The 2,258-nt window shown below is 34.8% G+C and carries 3 protein-coding genes; all 3 read right to left on the bottom strand.

The genetic code is table 11. From position 1 onward, the window contains the following. Nucleotides 1–283: 283 nt before the first annotated feature. The gene (locus FG384_RS19425; RefSeq protein ID WP_142644337.1) at nucleotides 284–787 is read right to left on the bottom strand and encodes a DinB family protein; all 504 of its coding nucleotides are present in this window, start codon (nucleotides 785–787) and stop codon (nucleotides 284–286) included. 263 nt (nucleotides 788–1,050) lie between these two features. Continuing rightward, nucleotides 1,051–1,470, bottom strand: coding sequence for a hypothetical protein (locus FG384_RS19420; RefSeq protein ID WP_142644336.1), 420 nt, complete (start codon nucleotides 1,468–1,470; stop codon nucleotides 1,051–1,053). Between the two features lie 410 nt (nucleotides 1,471–1,880). Next, nucleotides 1,881–2,258 (bottom strand): transposase (locus FG384_RS19415; protein ID WP_142644335.1); only part of this gene is annotated, 378 nt, incomplete at its 5' end.

Below are 2,258 nucleotides of genomic sequence, written 5' to 3'. Positions count from 1 at the left end.
CATTTTGTGAATGGTGACTTGGAAGAGCCGTGTGCGTAAATAGCGCAAGCACGGTTCTGTGAGGGGGGAGGAACACAATCTACCGCAAGGTAGAGAGGTTCCCTTCTACTCGACTACTTCAAGAAGGAGTGAAGCTTTTTTCTTATTGAACTAACGCAGCAGTATAGTTGAAGAAGGAACTTAACATTAAATCGAAAAACTAAAAATATAAAGACAGACAGGAGTTAGATACGATGATAAAAGGAAAGTTTGCATAAGAAAGATTATTTTGAAGGTAAGAATACTACATTTGCGGGGCATCCATACCAAACTTTGCCCATTCCTCTTTTGACGGACCATAAATGCCTGGTACAGTTAATCCTGCCTGTCGCATAAGAACGGTCATTTGTCCTCGATGGTGGTTTTGATGTTGAATCAAAAATAATAAAAGTGAACCATTTGGCATTTGTTGACCTATAAATTCAATTTGTTCTTTCATTGTAAGGTCAGTCCATTGGGTTTTTAATGCCTTTACAAATGCATTACAGGCTTGGTAATAGTTGTCTGCTATAAATTGAGCCGAAGTAGGAACGGGAAAATCTTTATTTGGTGCTTCGAACGTTAAGTTTGTATTTGAAGTAATAATATGAATAGCAGTAACGGTATGCCAAGCAATACGTCCTAAAGTCCAGTTTTGTGAAGTTACTTCCTGTTTAAGTGATTCATCATTTAGACTATTTAGTAGTTTCTGTGTAGCACCGGCTTCGAACTCCCAAGATCTCAAAAAATGGTCTAAGCTTTGGAACATAAAAAATCCTCCTAAAAATTGTAGTTTTCTTTCTATGTATCTTAATTCAATTATACTATCATCTTGAGTGTAATATGTTTTTCTTTTAACTAACAGTTTAACTTTTGCAAAACGATACAACTTTATTTTTCGTGAACATTAGTAACTGTTTAAGTTACTGAACAAAACGAACAAAAAGTGTAATAGAAGAGAAGGTAACCTGTTTAACTAACGGGGCAGGTTAGTTAAACAAGTACATAATAAAAAGACCAATAAGTGGTCTTTTAAAGGGAAAAATCTAAAGTTTTTAGTAACGTATCAATTTCTGTTTTAAAGGTAAAAAAATAAGGCTTATTTTCATCATCAAATATGAGTAAATATGGCTTTTCATCTTCTGGAATAATAATGATAACTTCACCAATCAAAGCATTCACCCATTTATTTTCTAATCGAAGAGATGGCGTTAAGGGGATTTTAAACATATAACCTTTGTCTGGAATAGGGTTGAGTTTTTTAACAACACTATCAATTTCTTTAATAATTTTTGTAGCCTCTAATTGTATCTTAGGATTTGTTGGGATTGTTATTATCATATTTTCTTCAATATCAAGAATTTCAATATTCGTAATGCTCTGCGCACTTACTATAAATAGATTAAATAGGAAAAGTAAAGGAATTGAGGAAAACAATATTTTACGAATCACATTACCACCTCAGATGTAGCATTACCAAAGATAATTTTTTTATGCCTTATGCTTTTCTGGTTGCACTAAAGGGTGAGTTACTTCAATAAGAATGGAGTTTCTTATACTCAAATAACGCAGCAGTTTACTTGAATAAGGATAGTACGAATAGACATGGGTAAAATAATAAAAAAAATTAATAAAGGGTGACTTAATTGAACAAGTTTATTCTACTTGTACTTATGTATACCGTGATTTGTGGAGCATTTAACGGAAAAGTATAATGCGAACTCTAACTTCCAACCTCGAACTATTGAAGAAAGTTATCTTGAAATTGGATATAAATCTGTCGGGGAAGCTTTAAGAGATTTTGAACACCATTATAAACAGGATTTACAGCTGCCATTAAGAGTCCCTCCTGTTGTCTTTACTCACGTATTTGCACGAACTATTTTTTGCTTGTCAAAGTAATCCTCTCCTAAATCTACGTACATCTCTTTGCGAGTTAAGAGATAATAGGAGAGTCTTAAAATGGCATGAGCGACAGATATTCCTGCCCGTTTTTTACCCTTTCTTAATGCAGTACGCCTATACAGGGCTCCCAAATAGGTTTTGGATCCTTTGACAGAATGAGCTGCTTCAATTAATGCCGATTTCAAGTACTTGTTTCCTTTTTTCATGGTGGTTGATTTCCTTTTGCCCGCACTCTCATTATGTCCAGGTACTAATCCTGCCCAGGAGCATAAGTGCGCCGAACTGGGAAATTGCTTCTCGACATCCGTACCGACTTCGGCTAAGATTTGTTCCGC

The sequence above is a fragment of the Psychrobacillus vulpis genome (genome assembly GCF_006861825.1).
GTDB lineage: Bacteria > Bacillota > Bacilli > Bacillales_A > Planococcaceae > Psychrobacillus > Psychrobacillus vulpis.
This window is presented reverse-complemented; position numbering and strand designations above follow the sequence as displayed.